The organism is Archangium gephyra, assembly GCF_049060025.1.
In the GTDB taxonomy this organism is placed as follows: domain Bacteria; phylum Myxococcota; class Myxococcia; order Myxococcales; family Myxococcaceae; genus Archangium; species Archangium gephyra_A.
The window spans coordinates 6870285-6886222 of sequence record NZ_JBMEQQ010000002.1; the positions used below are offsets into that span (position 1 = coordinate 6870285).

12 protein-coding genes are annotated in these 15938 nt (G+C 69.7%); 4 read left to right on the forward strand and 8 right to left on the reverse strand.

Annotated elements, in window-relative coordinates:
• Window positions 1–8: 8 nt before the first annotated feature.
• Both ACN28I_RS29760 and ACN28I_RS29765 read right to left on the reverse strand, forming a co-directional pair.
• Window positions 9–653 (reverse strand): hypothetical protein, encoded by a 645-nt coding sequence (locus ACN28I_RS29760; RefSeq protein WP_420945304.1) that lies wholly within the window; start codon window positions 651–653, stop codon window positions 9–11.
• Between the two features lie 90 nt (window positions 654–743).
• Window positions 744–2927 carry a tenascin-X gene (locus ACN28I_RS29765; protein ID WP_420945305.1) on the reverse strand — a complete coding sequence of 728 codons (2184 nt, stop codon included), beginning with the start codon at window positions 2925–2927 and terminating at the stop codon, window positions 744–746.
• Between the two features lie 200 nt (window positions 2928–3127).
• Here ACN28I_RS29765 and ACN28I_RS29770 point away from each other — a divergent pair, with 200 nt between their 5' ends.
• Together ACN28I_RS29770 and ACN28I_RS29775 are read left to right on the forward strand one after the other, a co-directional pair.
• Window positions 3128–3415, forward strand: a complete 288-nt coding sequence (locus ACN28I_RS29770) for a hypothetical protein (RefSeq protein WP_420945306.1) — start codon at window positions 3128–3130, stop codon at window positions 3413–3415.
• A 295-nt stretch (window positions 3416–3710) separates the two neighbouring features.
• Window positions 3711–5474 carry a protein kinase domain-containing protein gene (locus ACN28I_RS29775; protein ID WP_420945307.1) on the forward strand — a complete coding sequence of 588 codons (1764 nt, stop codon included), beginning with the start codon at window positions 3711–3713 and terminating at the stop codon, window positions 5472–5474.
• 52 nt (window positions 5475–5526) lie between these two features.
• Here ACN28I_RS29775 and ACN28I_RS29780 read toward each other — a convergent pair whose 3' ends face one another.
• From ACN28I_RS29780 to ACN28I_RS29795, 4 genes are read right to left on the reverse strand one after another with little or no spacing between them, the layout of a single operon-like run.
• Window positions 5527–5844 (reverse strand): DUF1330 domain-containing protein, encoded by a 318-nt coding sequence (locus ACN28I_RS29780; RefSeq protein WP_420945308.1) that lies wholly within the window; start codon window positions 5842–5844, stop codon window positions 5527–5529.
• Window positions 5845–5860: 16 nt separating this feature from the next.
• Entirely contained in the window at window positions 5861–9115 is a 3255-nt protein-coding gene (locus tag ACN28I_RS29785) for a helicase HerA domain-containing protein (RefSeq protein ID WP_420945309.1), read from the reverse strand.
• Between the two features lie 34 nt (window positions 9116–9149).
• Complete coding sequence (locus tag ACN28I_RS29790) at window positions 9150–10163, reverse strand: hypothetical protein (protein WP_420945310.1); 1014 nt, start codon at window positions 10161–10163, stop codon at window positions 9150–9152.
• Window positions 10150–11412, reverse strand: a complete 1263-nt coding sequence (locus ACN28I_RS29795; RefSeq protein WP_420945311.1) for an endonuclease domain-containing protein — start codon at window positions 11410–11412, stop codon at window positions 10150–10152. Before ACN28I_RS29795 ends, ACN28I_RS29790 begins: the two co-directional genes overlap by 14 nt.
• Window positions 11413–12378: 966 nt before the next feature.
• On the opposite strand from ACN28I_RS29795, the gene ACN28I_RS29800 reads away from it, so the two are divergent.
• A complete protein-coding gene (locus tag ACN28I_RS29800; protein WP_420945312.1) occupies window positions 12379–12600 on the forward strand; it encodes a hypothetical protein in 222 nt (73 codons plus the stop codon).
• Window positions 12601–12703: 103 nt separating this feature from the next.
• The gene (gshB, locus tag ACN28I_RS29805) at window positions 12704–13663 is read left to right on the forward strand and encodes a glutathione synthase (RefSeq protein ID WP_420945313.1); all 960 of its coding nucleotides are present in this window, start codon (window positions 12704–12706) and stop codon (window positions 13661–13663) included.
• 15 nt (window positions 13664–13678) lie between these two features.
• Here the strand turns inward: gshB and ACN28I_RS29810 are convergent, their stop codons facing one another.
• Both ACN28I_RS29810 and ACN28I_RS29815 read right to left on the reverse strand, forming a co-directional pair.
• A complete protein-coding gene (locus tag ACN28I_RS29810) occupies window positions 13679–14239 on the reverse strand; it encodes a hypothetical protein (RefSeq protein ID WP_420945314.1) in 561 nt (186 codons plus the stop codon).
• Window positions 14240–14423: 184 nt separating this feature from the next.
• Window positions 14424–15929 carry an ammonia-forming cytochrome c nitrite reductase subunit c552 gene (locus ACN28I_RS29815; RefSeq protein WP_420945315.1) on the reverse strand — a complete coding sequence of 502 codons (1506 nt, stop codon included), beginning with the start codon at window positions 15927–15929 and terminating at the stop codon, window positions 14424–14426.
• Window positions 15930–15938 lie beyond the last annotated feature (9 nt).

Below are 15938 nucleotides of genomic sequence, written 5' to 3' on the forward strand. Positions count from 1 at the left end.
GGTTTTCCTCATGGAGATGGGGTGCCCGAACCACCCACGCCCGGTGTCTCTCCCGGGGAGGAAGCCGGAGGGAGGGCCTCGTCCGAGAGCAGGAGGGCCAGGAGGGCGCCTTCCTCGGCGAGTCCGAGCGGCACGGCGTCCTCGGGAATGCGCAGCGTCACGGGCACGGGAGGGCCGCGGGTGACATCGCACGTGCGCCAGCCCGAGTAGCGGTTGCCCGCCATCGGAAGCGAGTAGCTGCAGCCACCCACGCTGCCCGCGATGGCCATGGGGGTCAGCGTCAGCTCGGCCGGGTCCGCGCCGAACCAGCCTCGCAGGGTCAGCCCGGGTTGGGGCGCGCGAGAGACGGCGGTGAGCTCCACGGAGGCGCCGGCTGCCCGGCCGGTGATGTCGCCGTCCCCGTTCCACTTCAAGTCCACGGGCTGGCCCTTGAAGGTGCCGCGCAGGCCGTCGGGGACGCGGCGCAGTTGGAGGCCGCTGCCGGAGATGGACTCGGCTCCGACGCGGAGCTGGAGCCGGCGCTCGCCTACCTGGAGCAGGAGCGGCTCCCGGACAGAGACCGTGACCTGGGCGGCGGCGGGCGGGCCGAGGCCCGGCAGCATCACCGCCAGGAGAGCGAGGAGGCCGCGCCTCGGGAACGCCGGCTGTGTCACGGTGTCACCTGCCTTTCATTGACCCCTTCAAGCTAGGGGCGCGGACGCCGGGCAGGAACGGGTGCTCCCCTGGATGCTCCTCGGGCGGCCTCACGGCGCCGCGCGCACCGGATCCTCGTGGTGATCATGTCCCGGTCCGCCGAACGTGCCCGGCCAGGGTGCCTCGGCCGGCTCCAGCCCCGGCAGGGTGAAACGCTGGAAGCGCGCCCGGCTTTCCGAGAAGGGCGGATCGCACTCCCCGCAGCTCGTCGCCCCGTCCATCATCGTGAGCGACCCCGGCCCCAGCTCGAAGAGCTGCGGCATCGTCCGCGGCGTGTAGCCCAGCTCGCACCGGAAGGCCTCGCTCCCATCCCCCGCCCTCACCCCCACCAGCACCGGACTTCGTCCCTCCGCCGCGAAACCCAGCACCATCGTCCGCTTCACCCCTCCCTCCGGCCACGTCCCCAGCCGCAGCTCCTTCGACACGAAGCTCGCCCCCTGCGGCAGCCGGTACGTCCACGCCGGCTTCAGCCCCGGCACCTCGTACCCCTCCAGCCTCGGAGACACCGGCGGCGCCGTGTCCGGATTCACCGTCGCCCCCTCGGGGCTCGGCACCAGCACCTCGCGCGTCGCCACCGCCCTCCCCAGCCTCAGCGGCAGCTCCGCCACCGGCTCGCCATCCGACGTGCGCAACGGCTGCGTCCCTCCCTCCGGCATCAGCAGTCCCCTCACCAGCCCCAGCTCGCCTCCCGGGAACGGCAGCGTCCTCCTCCAGCGCGGCACCCCGTCCGAGGAGAACGCCATCACCAGCGTCGGCGACCCCGCCCTCAGCGGCGCCCCCGAGTTCACCGTCGGGCTGAACGTCACGTACAGGTCCCCCGCCGGATCCGACGCCAGCCCGAACGGGTGCGGGTGGTTGCACTCGGACAACAGCGGATCCTCCAGGAGCTGCGCCGACACCAGCCCTCCCGCCGCGTTCAGCACCACCAGGTAGTACAGCCGGCACTGCGACCTCGAGTCCTGTCCCGCCGGGTACCCCTCGAAGAGCGCCGCCAGCCGGTCCGGCGCCATCACCGCCAGCCGCGCCATGAAGAGCGTCGAGGACTTGCTCGCGATGTCCGGCCTCGCCCTCCCCAGGTCGAAGCTCCAGCGCGGTGCCGCCGTCGCCCGCTCCATCAGCGACACCTTCCCCTGCTGCGGCAGGTCCATGCACAGCAGCCGCTCGTTCCACAACATGCACCGCCGCCCCGTCACCTGCGCGTGCACCGGCCCCTTCCCCGCCGCGTCCAGCACCGGCTTCTCGAAGAAGCCCGCCAGCGTCACGTCCCCCTCGGGGCCCACCAGCAGATCATGCAGCCTCCGATCCTCGGCCGCCGCGTCGTACGTCCAGTCCGGCACCAGCGGCTTCGCCGGCGGCTGCTCGCACACCGAGCCCCGGCACCGGCCCTCGCCCTGGCACGGCGAGGCTGGCGCGCACACGAAGTGATCCGGTGGATCCCTCTTCACGCACGCCCCCTCCACGCACACGTCCGCCAGATCGCACCCGCGGGCCTCGCCACAGAAGGTGCCGTTGCGCGCGGGCTTCAACTGGCAGCCCCGCCGCGGATCGCACCACCCCTGCTGGCACGCTCCATCCCCCGGGCACGGCGGCGCGGGCACCGCCTGGCACCCATCCAGCGGGCTGCACACGTCCGTGGTGCACGCGTTGCCGTCGTCACACACCCGCTCGCGCCCCTTGCACCGGCCCTCCTGGCACACCGCGTCCAGCACGCACGCGTTGCCCGGATCGCACCCCGTGCCGTCCTCCAGCACCTCCTCCACGCACTCCTCGCGCATGGCGTCGAACGTGAAGCGGTGGCAGGCCGAGGGCATGGGACAGGGCGGCGTGGGCCGGGCCTCCCCCGACAGCCGCAGCGTCACCGTGCGGCCCCCCTCCTCCGTGCCCACCACCGTGGCCGAGTACGTCCCGGGGGCCTCGGGCGCGAAAACCACCTGCACCGTGGCCTCCTCCGAGGGCCCCACCCGCGCCGGCAGCCCCTGTACCGAGAAGGGCCCCTGCACCCCGTTCCACTCCATCCGCACCCCGGAGCGGCCCGCGCTCACCACCCGGACCGAGCCCTCCCGCGAGGCACCCACGTACGTGGCCGGAAAGGCCATCGCCTCCTGAGAGAAGCGAACCTGGCTGGAGGAGCCCACCAGGGGCGGCTTCTCCTCATGGCAGGCCCCCAGCAGCCCGCACAGCAGCATCGCCGCCAGCACCCGTCCCCATCCGTCCGCTCTCGTTCCGCTCGCCATGCGTGAGCCCCCGCTCCCCACGGCTATAGCCCCGCCTCCTCCCGGGCACGAGGGGCCCGGCCCACCTCCGCCGCCGTCCCGTTCACCATCCCACCCTCCCTCGCACTGGCGTTTTTACGGTCCACCCCGGGGGGGAGTCCCCGCAAACCCCCGGAATCACGGTCGCCACCCCCGGTATGCTTCTCGCACCTTCCGGAGTCATGGCTTCCATCGAATCCGCCATTTCCGAGCAATTGGCGCAGGCCTTCACGGTCTGCATCCCGTACGAGCTCCAGCCGGGAATGGATCTGCTGCCGGCCGACACCCGTCACACCCTGCTGGGCGAGCTCTTCCGCCTCGCCGTCCAGGCCTGGCAGGAGCGCTGCCTGTTGCCCCGCCACGGCCCCGTCACCCTGGAGTTCCTCCTGGCCGGTTGCGATGTGGGCATCGAACTGGATGCACCCCGGGCCCGCCTCACCCTCGTCTCGCTCATCCGCGGCCGGTACTGACGGGCTCGGAGCCGGGGGCGGTTCTCCACAGTTCCACTTGTCCCCAGGGCCCTCTGTTTCTGTACTGAGTGAATAGAGTATTAGATCAATCAGAGGTAACAGCAGAGCCTGTGGGCTTGTGGAAAAGTCAGTAAGCACTCGGAACCACTGAGGAATCCCGAAGCTGCTACATGTGGGGAAGTTGGAGCTTATCCCCCGCCTCCCACAGGGTGTGGATCAGCCCGGGGGTTATCCACAGAGGGGACCCGGTCCATCCACAGGCCGTCCACAGGGTCGCTGGGCTATGGTCCGGCCCATGTCCGCACCCGTCCGGGGCGCTCCCCAGTCCCAGAATTCCGCCCTCGCCGATCCGCACCAGGGCGAGCGCATCGGAAGATATCAGGTGCTCACCCAATTATCGGTGGGGGGCATGGCGGAGCTGTTCCTGGGCTTCACCTCGGGGCCGGGCGGGTTCCGCAAGTATGTAGCACTCAAGCGGATCCTCCCGGACGCGCGGGGAGACGAGCAGTTCGAGAAGATGTTCCTGGATGAAGCGCGCATCACCGCGGCGCTCAACCACCCGAACATCGGCCAGGTGTTCGAGCTGGGCCAGGACGGCGAGGGCCTCTTCCTGGCGATGGAATTCATCGCGGGGCAGAACCTCAACCAGGTGGCCCACGTGTGCAAGCGCCGGGGCAAGGCGCTGCCGGTGGGTTTCACCCTGGCGGTGGTGCGCGACGTGTGCCTGGCGCTGCACTACGCGCATGCCTTCACCACGCCCGGCGGGAAGCCCTCGCCCGTCATCCACCGGGACGTGTCGCAGAAGAACGTGATGGTGACGTACGACGGGGTGGTGAAGCTGCTGGACTTCGGCATCGCCAAGGCGCGCGACGGCGTGGTGCGCACCCAGGCGGGCATGGTGAAGGGCACCACCGGGTACATGTCCCCGGAGCAGGTGCGGGGCGAGCCGCTGGATGGGCGCAGTGACTTGTTCGCCGCCGGGGTGATGCTGCACGAGCTGCTCACCGGCCACCGCCTCTTCTCGGGGGAGACGGAGCGCCAGGAGATGGAGATGATCCTGAATGCGCCCATCCCGGTGCCGGACGTGCCGGGGCTGCCCGCGGAGGTGGCGGCGGTGGTGCTCAAGGCGTTGGCGCGCGAGCGGGAGGAGCGCTACGCGAGCGGCCGGGAGCTGGCGCGGGCCATCGAGTCCGCGGCGGGCCCCCTGCTGATGGACTCCGAGCAGCGAGCGGCCTTCATGCTCGAGCACTTCCAGGATCGGATGCAGGCGACGCGCCGGCTGCTGGAGAGCGCCGAGGAGGTGAAGGAGCCGGTGGCCCCGGAGGCCGCGGGGATGGCGCCCACGGATCCGAATCCCACACAGCAGGGCGTGCGGGCGGAGAAGACGGAGGCGAAGCCGCCGGTACGGGGACAGGGGGCACGCAGGACGGAGACGGGCGAGGCTCGGGCCACGGGCGTGCTCACCACGGGCAGGCGGGTGACGCAGGAGCGGCCCGCGGCGCCACGGGAGACGCAGCTCACGGCGCCGCCCACGCGGGGAGGAATGGGGAAGTTCTGGGCGGCGATCCTCGCGTTGCTGGTGGTGGGGGGAAGCGCGGGCTATGGCGCGGTGAAGCTGATCGCGGCGATGAAGGCCCAGGAGGCGGAGGGGACACCCATTCCCCTGCCGCTGGGAGATCTGTCACCGATGACGCCCATCGAGCCGCCGGGCCAGAAGAAGGCGGAACCGGGTGCCACCGCGCAGGCCACCGCGCCAGCGCAGCCCGCGGCGGAGGCGCAGGAGGGCAAGGAAGAGCCGGCGAAGAAGGAGGAGGACAGCGAGCCCGTGCGCAACGTGAGGCAGGGAGCGCTGACGCTGGTCATCCTGCCGGAGGCCGAGGTGTTCCTGAACGGGCGCTCGCTGGGGAAGACGCCGCTGATCAAGAAGCCGGTGCCGGTGGGCAAGCACCTGCTGCGCATCAAGGGCGCGGACGGGAAGCGGAGGCAGCTGTCGGTGCCCATCCAGGCGGGCAAGACGGCGCAGTTCAAGCTCAAGCTGACGGACATCCCCGAGCGCTGAGCCGGTGCGCTCCCTCTCCCTTTGGGAGAGGGCCGGGGTGAGGGTCGCCCCGCTACTTCCTGGCCGCTGGATCCGCGCCCGGCGGGAGGCCGTCCACCAGCAGCATGTCCGTCTGGGTGCACGCCTGACGGAGCGCCTTGGCGGGAGCGTACTCGGGAGAGTTCCACCACTCCTGGGCCCGCTCGTAGCTGGGGAACTCGAGGATGACGAACCGAGGCGTGTCCCACGTGCCCTCGAGCACTTCCAACCTGCCCCCGCGCGCCAGGTAACGGCCTCCGTAGAGGCCAATCGTCGGTGGCGCGAGCTGCTTGTAGCGCTCGTACGTCTCCGCGTCCTTCACCGTGACTTCGACGACCACGTAGGCAGCCATTCGTTTCCCTTTCGCGTCAGGCATCCGTGTGCGGGCCGGTGTCCTTCGGCGCGGTCCTCGCGGCGAGTTGCAGCAACTCATCATCCGAGAGCTGCTCGGTCGCCAACGCGGAGGGCTCGGCCTTGACGCGATCCACCCTGCCATCCCGCGCGAAGTGGAACTCGCCCGGGGACTGGCCGGGAATCTTCGTGGCGTCCACCCGGGCCTCGCTGAGCATCGGCTTCATCTTGTCCAGGGACACCTTCTCCTTCACCTTGCCGATGAACCAGGAGCGGATGGTGTCGCGGCACTTGTAGTCGAAGTCCCCGGGGCTTTGGGTGGCGAGCATCAACCCCAGGCCCGCCGAGCGCGCGCGCTTGAGCAGGTTCTCCATGGGCTGCTTGGTGGACGGCTGGCGCATGGCGGGCAGGTACAGGTCCGCCTCGTCGAACATCAGCACCGCCTGCAGCGAGTGGGCCGGGTTGCGGTTGAGCCAGCGCCCCGTCTCGATGAGCAGTTGAGACACCCAGAAGAGCACGCTGTTGGTGTCCCCGAGGAACTTGGTGCTGATGATGCTCAGCCGCGTCCTGCCCGTCTTCGCGTGCACCCCCCGGCCGAGCAGCAGATCCAGGTCGAGCCGCTCGGCCTCGCTGCCCATGAGGTGCTTGGCGTCGATGCGCAGCCGGTCCAGGTCATCGGCGAGCTTGTCGAAGAGCTTCGTGTCCAACCGGCCCGCGGCGTTCACCAGGCGCGGATCCTTGTCACCGATGAAGCGCACCAGCCTCTCCAGCGTCACGCCCTCCTGCGTGAGCTGGACGAACTGATCGATCGCCTGCGCGAGCAGCGTCCTGCAGGACTTGTCCCGAGGGTTCTGCCGGTAATCCAACATGCCAGCCAACGCCTCGGCGGCGTGGCGCGTGGCCTGCTGCCGCTCGTAATCCGAGAGCGCGGCGAGCCCCTCCGGGACGATGGGGATGCCCAGGGGACGTCCATGGGGATGGCCCGGGGTGAAGAGGGCCACGTCGAGCCGCTCGTGCAGCAGGGCCCGGCGTTCGGCACGGCGCGCGTCCTCGATGGGGCGCGTCCAGAAGGACTCGGAGGCGTAGCCGGCGAGGTCTCCCTTCCGGTCCACGAGGATGGCCGGAATGCCTTGCAGGAGCAGCTGCTCGATGACGTTGAGCGCCAGCGTCGTCTTGCCGCTGCCCGAGCCACCCAGGAACGCGGAATGCCGGGCCAGCTCGTCGGGCACCAGGAGGACGGGCTCACGCAGCAGACTGTCCGTCTCGCCGATGCGCAGGGGCTCGCGCTTCCGCGCGGGAGCAGGCGGTGGAGCCACGGGCTTCGGCGCGGGAGGCGCCCCGGAGGCGGCGGCCGGCTTCGGAGTCTGGGGCTCGGGCCGGGTGGCCTGCGGCGTCGAGGCGGCGGCCGGTGTGGAGGGGGGCGTGGGGAGGGGGGCGGGGGTGACGGCCCGCGCCAGCTCGGGCTGCGGGGAGCGCAACTGCTCCAGACCGAGGATGTCGCGCAGCGGCTTGAGCTGGGTGAGCAGCCGGTTGGTGCGCACCCACTGGGCGAAGTCGGGACGGGACTCGTGCTGCTCGCGGAACTCGCGCAGCGCGAGCAGCGTGCGGCTGTCGCTGTCCTCGAGCACCGCCCGGCGGCCTCCCTTGCTCAGGAGCTTGCCGAGCTCCGCGGCGGTGTTCGTCTTCGGGTTGCTCGGGAAGTCGCTGGTGCGCACGACGATGGGCGTGCGATCCCTGCCCGCGTCCTTCCGGGCCTGTTCGATCTGGTTCGCCAGCCCGCCCCGCTGGGTGCCCTTGTTGCACAGGGCCACGTGCAGCTTCGCCCCTCCCGGAGAGACTTCCACGTGGATGACCTCGCCCGACAGGCGCGCCTCGAAACGCTGCCCCGTCTCCACCTCGTCCGCGCAGGCCTCGAGGGCCCACACCAGGAGCTCGGCGAGCTGCGCATCCTCCTCGGGCGGCGACGTGTTGTACGAGGAGCGGAAGTCGTTCCACGCCTGGTCCAGCTCCAGCGTCTTCTTCTTCTCCTCCTCCTGCTTCCGCGAGACCTGCGAGGACTCCGGGGCGCTGTCGCTGTCCAGGGGGAAGCGGTCGGGCAGCGCACCTGCGCGGATGGCCTGCTCGCGCCAGCGGCGGCACGCGTCGAGGACGTCCCGCGTGCTCTTGCCCGACAGGCGCTCGAAACCCTCGTGGGGGAAGGGATAGGTGGGCTCGGCCGGATCGAACGGCGCGTCCTCCAGCGAGTAGAGGTGCTCCAGCCGGCGCTCGGTGATGAGCCGTGCCTCCTCGGCCGTGCGCAGGTTCTCCAGCTTGATGAGATCGGGATCCCTCTCGATGCGGTCCAGCAGCGACTGGGTGAGCTGGCCGCGCAGGCCCGTCCAGAAGGTGTGCAGGCAGCTGATGACGATGACCGACGAGGGCGCACGCTCCGCGAAGTCACAGAGCATGTGCATGGCCCGCCGGAAGGACTGGGCGTTCGCGGCGTCGAGATCGAAGCCCTCGAGCTGGTCCACGCACAGCACCAGCGAGTGGTTGAGCGCCGCCGCGAGCCGGCCCAGGTGCTCCACCATCTCCTGGGGGTGGTTGTCGTAGGTGCGGGGCACCAGCCCACCGAGCACCTTGCGATCGTTGCCGGACAGATCCTCGCAACGCAGGTACTTGAGCACCCGGCTGCGGATGCGCGTGTCGTCGCGCTGGAGGAACAGGAGCGCGCGCAGCAGATCCAGATCCAGCTTCTGGAACAGAGGCTGCTTCTGGAGATCGTCCGCGGCGATCTCCACCAGATTGGGAATCTCCTCGGCGTCCTGCTCGGGGTCCGCGAGCAGGGCGGCCACCTGGCCACAGTGGGAGAGCAGTGCGTCGGAGAGCTTCTGCAGTCCGGAGCGCGCCTCGGCGGGCTCGCTGTAGGGTTGGTCGAGCGAGTCGATGAGGTTGGAGAGGACGTAGCGCCCGTAGTTGGACGTGGACGTCGTCATCTGCATGTAACCCACGAAGCCGAGCGAGCGCTCGTGGGCCATGGCGCGGAAGGCCCTCAGGAGGTGCGTCTTGCCGCAGCCCGAGTCGCCGAGCAGCAGCAGGATGCGTCCCGAGTCCACTCCGGGTGGAGTGGTGGCGCGCAGCAGCAGGCGCTCGAAGGCGGCGCGCGCCTCCTGGTGCACCGTCTCCACGTCGAATGGATCCTCCCGCCAGACCTCGTGCCGGTGCTGGATGGAGTGGAAGACCTCGGTGCGGTCGGAGAGGAAGGAGGCGAGGCGGAGATCGTTCTGGTTCATCGGCGTTCCCCCGATTGCCGTACGAGGTGGAGTCCTACAGGGCGATGAAGTGGAAGGTGGAACCGAGGTGGCGGATCTCCGAAGCCTCGACATCCGCTGGATCCATCAGCTCGACCATGTCGGCACGGCTCAGCGACAGCAGGCGTTTCTGGTTGGCCTCGACGAGCCGGTTCTTGAAGGACTGCTCGTCCAGGCCGTGGCCGCGCATGGCGCGCCAGACGTGCGAGATGAAGACGCGGTCATCCCCGAAGCGTCCCGTTTCCGCGTGACGGGCGGTGTGCAGCACGCGCTCGGCGAAGGCGGGAAGACCGTCCTCCGGGGGGCGCGGTGCCGGGGCGGGAGTCTCCGAGGCACGCGCGGGAGGAGCCGGGGACGCGGGCTCCTCGGCGGGAATGAGCCAGGACTGGAGGGCGGCGACGCGGAGGCTCTCCGCATCCATGCGCCGGGCGCCCACGCTGCGCGCGGCGAGCTGCTGCATGGCCTGCGAGGGCTTCACCTCGCGCGAGGCCTGGAGCACCTGGCCGAGCAGGAAGGACTGCACGGCGGCCAGGGTGAAGGGCTTGTCCGTCTCCACGCCGAGCTGCTTCCAGCAGAGCTGGTCGCGCACGTCCTTGAGCTTCCGGGTGCCGACGCCGTCGAGACCGAGCTGCTTCTGCACGAGCACCGCGCGCAGGTTGTCCGCCTTGTCCAGCCTGCCCGCGTTGGAAGAAGGCAGCCCCAGCGAGAGCGCCGTCAGGTGGGTGAGCCGGAGCTTCTTCCAGGTGAGGCCCTTGGGGAGCTGCTTCACCCCGAGGAACTCCAGTGCCCGCGCGCGGCCCTCCTTCGTGAGGGAGACGCCCTTGCGCGCCGTCTGCTGGAGGAACCCACCGGACTCGAGCGCCACCAGCGACTCGTCGAGCCGGGTGCTCCACTCGCCGCTGCTCCACCGGTGCGAGCCGAAGGACTTCAGCGCGCTGGACAGCGCACTGCGGGAGCCCTTGCCCTCGGCGCGCGTCAGCAACCACACGAGCACCAGCTCGCCCACGCGAGACACCTCATGCCCCTCCATCTGCATCCTCCCTGTGACGTCGGACTGAGACTACTTCCAAGATAGTGTCGCGGATTTCCTCCAGCCGCGCCACCACGTCATTGGCGAGGAAGCGCAGCACCAGGTACCCGTGCTGTTGGAGGGCCAGGTCCTTGCGCCGGTCGCGCCGGTAGGCGTCTTGATCCTGGAAGTGGTAGTAGCCGTCCACCTCGATGGCCAGGCGCAACCGGCGCGAGAGGAAGTCCACCTCGACGGGCCGGTTGTTGATGCGGAAATCGGCCCGCTCGTTGAGCTCGAAGAGGCCCTGGGTCGCGGGGAGCGAGTCGAGCAACGCGCGCAGGAAGCGCTCGGCGCTGCTGCGGGCCCGGTCCGCCGCCTCGGGCGCGTGGGTGGAGGCCTCGCGCTCACGGGCCGCCTCGCCATAGCAGGCCAGCACTTCCTCGGTGACCCCATCGGCGGCCAGCCGGGCCAGGGACTCGGAGAGCACCTCCGTGGCCTGGACGCCGAGCGTCTCCAGCCGCCGCCTCAACTCCTCGGGGGAAGGGGCCTCCAGCTCCAGCAGCCCCTCGCGCACCAGGGCCAGGGATTGGCTCTCGCTGCCTCGCAGGTACGTGTCGAGCGTGGGCCGCTCGGTGTGGAGCGCCACGACGAGGGGGGGCACGGCGTCACAGAGCCGGGTGGCCACCCGGGCCGCGTGGGTGAGCCACGTGGGGCCGAAGCCGGAGAGCAGCAGGGCCGGAGCCGAGCCCTCGGGGATGAGCGCATGCAGCGCCGCGAGGGCCCGGAGGGGATTCCGCTCGCAGGCGTCGAGTACGGCGCCGAGGGGCTCCCCGGACTTGTGGACAACTCGTGGAGGTTGGAGCAGGCACCTGCACGCGGCGGAGACATCCTCGCTGGTGATGGCGGGGAAGAGCTCCTGGAGGAGGATGTCGCGCTCGTGAGCTGTCTTTCCGGCGAGCCGCGAGCGCAGCTCACCGGGGCCGAGTCCCGCGGCGGCCCCGAGGAAGTCGGCCGCATCGGCTTCGAGGTCGCGGGTGCGGGAGAGCGTCTCCATCCAATCGCGGACGACGCCGGCCTCATCGGGAGCGAGCGAGACACAGGAGGCCTGGCCATGAGAGTCGAGCCACCTGCGCCAGAGGGACATGGCGCTGCCCGGTGGACCGGCGAGCACGGTGAGCTTGGGGATGCCCTGCTCGCGCCGGAGCTGGTGGCGCTCCAACTCTTGGAGGACCGAGGTGTCACTCCGGGGAGGGGGTCTGACAGGGGGCACGGACACGAGCGTCCTTGAAGTCGAGGCGCGGTATCAAGGGGCCCTCCCCCGCTGCTGTGTCCGGGAGTCGTCACCTCTCACGGATGGCGCACCGTTTCATCCGGGGGATACACTACCCCCTGCTGCAACATTCTGTTGGGGGGCCCTCATGTCTCACCGCGCCTTGCTCGCGACAGTGATGGGGTTGTTGATGCTCGGAACGGGCTGTCCGCATACCTATCGGAAGGGCGGAAAGCTCGACCGGGCGATGCAAAAGGACAGGGAGGCAGAATTCAATCGGCGTGACGAAGAGTCCAGGAGTCTGGAGTTCGAAGAGGAGGAGAGGATCTGCCCTGATGACAAGGTGGAGGACTGGGATTGCCGGACTTTTCCTTGCACGGTGACGTGCCGGTGAAACGGAACACCTTCCTCACCCTCCTGCTTGGGTTGCTGCTTCCGATGCCTCTCCTGATCATCGTGGGAACGGCATTTTGGAATCCCTGGTCCGAGGAGGGGCTGAGGGCGGCGGCGGCAACTCCCATTCTGGAGCTGGAGGAGACGTGGAAGCTCCAGACCTACTTGCAGAGCTGCTGGAGAGGGAAGGATTGCGAGCCGCCACTTGGATGCCTGAGTTTCTCGGGGACCCGGCGCGAGGGGCTCTGCAGCGATAGCTGGTGCACTACGGATCTGCAGTGCCGGGAAGGAAAATCCTGCCGGACCCTGCCCACGCTGGATGACGGACCGCTGGTGCGGGCGTGTGTCCATCCGGGAGAGCGCAAGGAGGGCGAGGCCTGCATTCCGGCCAGAGGGCCCGGGGAGAACACCTGCGCGCAGGGACTTCATTGCAACAGAGGCTGGTGCGGCCGTCGCTGTGAGCTGAAGGATCCCCAGAGTTGTCCACAGGGTTTCTTCTGCCGGGAAGGGCTGGACGGCCCCTCCTGCCTTCCCACCTGTGAAGCATCGGGCTGCGTCGAGGGCCAGGAGTGCGTGCCCCTGCACGAGGGCATCTCGGTCTGCGCGGTGGTGCGCGGGGAGAACTGCCAGAAGGTGCCCTGTTCCAACGGGGGGCTCTGCTCCGTCTGGCCCCCGCGCTACAAGGATTCCCGGCTGGAGCTGAAGATGGCCTGCTCCCTCGTCTCCTGCTCGGACGGTGGGCCCGGGTGCCCTCCAGGCACCTCCTGTGTCCAGGGCCTCTGCCGCCACCCGTAGTCCCCTCTTCCCCACTCCCCGTGCTTTTTCTGTCGCGCGCGCGCCTCCGTGCGTCTACTCACCGGGTATCATCCCTCGCACCCCCCAGGAGGCTTCCATCCCCATGGCCGCGCTCACCTTCGGCTTCCTCATGGACCCCCTCGAGACGGTCCGGGTGGACCATGACTCCACCTTCGCCCTCATGCTCGAGGCCCAGCGCCGCGGTCACCAGGTGCGCTACTTCGAGCAGCCCTGGCTCCGCTTCGGCGGCTCCTGCGCCGAGTCCCGCATGCGCACCGTCACCGTGCGCCGCGAGCCCGGCCGCCACTTCGACATCCTCGACGAGCAGGTCCGCCCCCTCTCCAGCCTCGACGTCCTCTTCCTGCGCAAGGATCCCCCCGTCGACGCCGACTTCCTCCTGGCCACCCAGCTCGTCGAGCTGTGCAACGGCCGCGAGCCCGTCTTCATCAACAACCCCACCGGCATCCGCGACGCCAACGAGAAGCTCTTCGGCCTGCGCTTCCCCGAGCTCATGCCCGAGACGCTCATCAGCCGCGATCTCGCCGCCCTCGCCCAGTTCGTCTCCGGCCACCCCCAGGGCACCATCGTCAAGCCCGTCGAGGGTTTCGGCGGCCAGGGCATCGTCTTCCTCCAGCCCGGGGACCGCAACACCCGCTCCCTCCTGGAGATCATCACCCTCGGCGGCAAGAAAGCCATCGTCGCCCAGGCCTACCTCCCCGAGAGTCGCCAGGGTGACAAGCGCATCATCCTCGTCGATGGCGAGCCCTGTGGCGCCGTGCTCCGCGTCCCCGCCCAGGATGACCACCGCGGCAACATGGCCGCCGGTGGCACTCCCATGAAGACCCGGCTCACCCCGCGCGAGCTGGAGATCTGCGCCCGTCTCAAGCCCTCGCTCCAGGAGCGCGGCCTCTACCTCGTGGGCATCGACGTCATCGGCGACTGGCTCACCGAGGTCAACGTCACCAGCCCCACCGGCATCGCGGAGATCGACACGCTCGACAACACCCACGTCGAGGCCAGGGTGATCGACGTCGCCGAGCGGCTCGTGGGCCAGCGGCGCTGAAGGGCCGGTTCAGAATCAGCGGGACTGGCGGCGCTGGGCGCCCTGCTCGCTCAGCTTGCGGGCCAGCTCGCGGGCGACCTCGAGATCGAACGGCTTGCGGAGCCACTGCAGGTCCGCCCGGCCGACGCGCTTGGCCACTTCCTCCCGGGAGATGTCCGAGAAGGCGCTGCAGATGGCCACCTCCAGCCGGGGATCCTTCTCCAGCATGTGGACGATCGTCTCCAGCCCGTCCCAGCCCGGCGGCATCCGCATGTCCACGAGGGCGAACGTGTAGGGACGTCCCTCCTCCAGGGCATGGATGACCTTCTGGTAGCCCTCCTGCCCCTGAGACGCGGTGTCGATGGCGAAGCCCCCCTCGGCCGACGCGGTGGGCGGGTTGGCCCCGAAGATCTTCTTCTCGAGGTTGTCCAGGGAGGAGGAGCGCGCCTTCTGCCCCAGCACGCGGCGCCAGACGTTGAGGATGGCCGGGTCGTCGTCGACGATCAGGATGCGCTTGGGGCCCTGCGTCTCCGTCCGGAGCCCACCCTGGGCGGGCCGTACACCCGGGCCCGGAGCCCCATCGAGGGAGCCAGCCATCCAGAGAATGTGCGGCGTTTGCCACGGGAGTGGGGCCGGCTGGGTGCTGCTGTTCGCCATGGGGGTGTCCTCCGGACCAGTGTACCCGGCTCGTCCAGGGGCGACCATCCAATGAGCGGACGAGGCGGACGATGGGCTGCCCGGCTACATGCTTGGGGGCCCGGGGGTGTGGCTTGGGGGGCCTTCAGTGGCCGGTACCGCCGCCTCCCTGGCTCCCGCTTCCCGTGCCTCCCGCCGCGCTCCCCGGCGCCGGCGTCACCTCGCGCTCCGTGGGCTTCACCGAGGGCGTCGTGCTCGGGAAGGTGTTCGGCGTGTAGTCCGCCTGCCGCACCGCGAGCTGCCCCTGCCTCGCCAGGTCCATCGCGATGCCCAGGATGCGCGCGGCCTCCTCCGGCGCGTGGAAGCCCATCGAGTTCTCCGCCTCCACGAAGTCCACCATGAACTGCGCGCGGCGCTGCAAGTCCATCGCCGTCTTCAGGTCCGCGTCCGTCTTGCCCGCGCCCCTGGCCGCCTTCATGTCCCCAATCAGCGCCACCATCGCGTCCATCGCCCGGTTGCGCAGCTCGAAGGTGCGGTCCTGGATCGTCGTCACCCGCTGCGTCAGCTCCGCCTCCGTCCAGTTGTGGCACGTCTGGCAGGCCCGGTTCACCATCAGCAGCGGGCTGCGCACGTGGTGGTCGCTGATCTTCAGCGCCCCCTCGCGCTTGTAGGGCATGTGGCAGTCCGCGCACGCCACGCCCGAGCGCGCGTGGATGCCCTGGTTGTACATCTCGAATTCGGGGTGCTGCGCCTTGAGCACCGGTGCCCCCGTCTCCGCGTGGACCCAGTCCGTGTGCGGGTTCTGATCGTAGTACGTGAGGATGTTCTCGATCTTGATGCCGTTGGCCCACGGGTACGTCAGCCGCTTCTCCTTGCCCTTGAAGTAGTACTCGACGTGGCACTGCCCGCACACGTACGTGCGCATCTCCTGGCGCGTGGCCTGCTTGTTCACGTCGTAGTTCTGCACGCCCTGGCTCGCCTTGAGCGCGCGGATGCCCTCCAGGAAGCCCGGCCGCGTCACCCGGAGCTGCATCGTCTGCGAGTCATGGCAGTCGATGCACGCCACCGGGTGCTCCACGTGCTTGCGCGCCTCGGGGTAGGGCATCGCGTTCATCTTCTCGAAGCCCTTGATGAGGTCTCCCTCGCCCAGCTTCTTGTAGGGCACGTACACCGAGGCGTGGCAGTGGACGCACGCGCCCGGCTGCTTCGTGTGGTGCTGGCGCTCGGTGAAGAGCTGGTCCTCCAGCACGTACGCGTGGCCGCGCTCCTCGCGGAAGTCCTCCGCGAAGGCGTAGCCCGCCCAGAACGTCCTCAGCCGCGGGTCCTCATCCAACCGGGACTGCGCCGTCACCGTGCGCGGATCGTTGGCCGTGGGCGCGCGCGGCACCGCCTCACTGCCGCCGTACTTCGTGCGCGTCATGTCCACCGTGCGCTTGTAGTCGTCGTACTGGAGCGGGAAGTTCTTGCCCCAGATGGCCGGGTCCTCCGTCATGTCGTTGAGCTCGACGACCCGGTAGAAGGGATTCCGGGCCTCCTGCTTGCGCTCCATGATGTTCACCGCGAGCGCGGCGGCGGCGGCGGCGGCTCCCGCGGCGAGCACCATCGCGGCGAGCAGGAGCATCAATCGGCGGCGGGTACGTGAGGCTTCCATACAGTCCGG